The sequence below is a fragment of the Streptomyces bobili genome, assembly GCF_002154575.1.
GTDB lineage: Bacteria > Actinomycetota > Actinomycetes > Streptomycetales > Streptomycetaceae > Streptomyces > Streptomyces bobili.
Window position 1 is genome coordinate 1 of sequence record NZ_MUBA01000932.1, and the last position, 642, is coordinate 642.

The following is a 642-nucleotide window of genomic DNA, read 5'->3' on the forward strand; positions in this document are numbered from 1 at the left end:
GGGCGTGGGCGACTTCTACGCTGGCCGCCGGACCGTCGTTCCGCCGATCGAAGGAGCCCCGCCCCATGAGCCTGCGTGTCCAGACGATCACCCGTGACGAGCATCTGGCGTTCGTCGCGGGCCGTCCCTCCGTCAGCCATATGCAGATCCCCGCCTGGGGGGACGTGAAGCCGGACTGGCGGGCGGAGAGTCTCGGATGGCTCGACGAGCGGGGGGATCTCGTGGGGGCCGGGCTGGTGCTGCTGCGGCCACTGCCGAAGCTGAAGCGGTACCTGGCCTATCTGCCCGAGGGGCCCGTCGTCGACTGGTTCGCGGCGGACCTCGTCGAGCGCTGGCTGACGCCGATGCTCGCCCACCTCAAGGCGCGCGGCGCGTTCTCGGTGAAGATGGGCCCGCCCGTCGTCGTACGCCGCTGGAGCGCCGACGCCGTGAAGGCCGCGATCGCCGATCCGGGCGCCCGGCGGCTGGCGGACGCCGAGCCCACCTCCACCGAACCGCGCGCCCTCGACGTCGCCGAACGGCTGCGGGGCGCCGGCTGGCGGCAGGCCGAGCCAGGCGGCGAGGACGGCTTCGCGGCGGGACAGCCGCGGTACGTCTTCCAGGTGCCGTACGCCGGGCGGACGCTGGAGGAGATCCAGGGCG

At 73.8% G+C, this 642-nt stretch carries 1 protein-coding gene; it reads left to right on the plus strand.

The annotated features are described in order from the left end of the window. Nucleotides 1-65 precede the first annotated feature (65 nt). Nucleotides 66-642 (plus strand): peptidoglycan bridge formation glycyltransferase FemA/FemB family protein (locus tag BZL64_RS38790; RefSeq protein WP_143663484.1); only part of this gene is annotated, 577 nt, incomplete at its 3' end.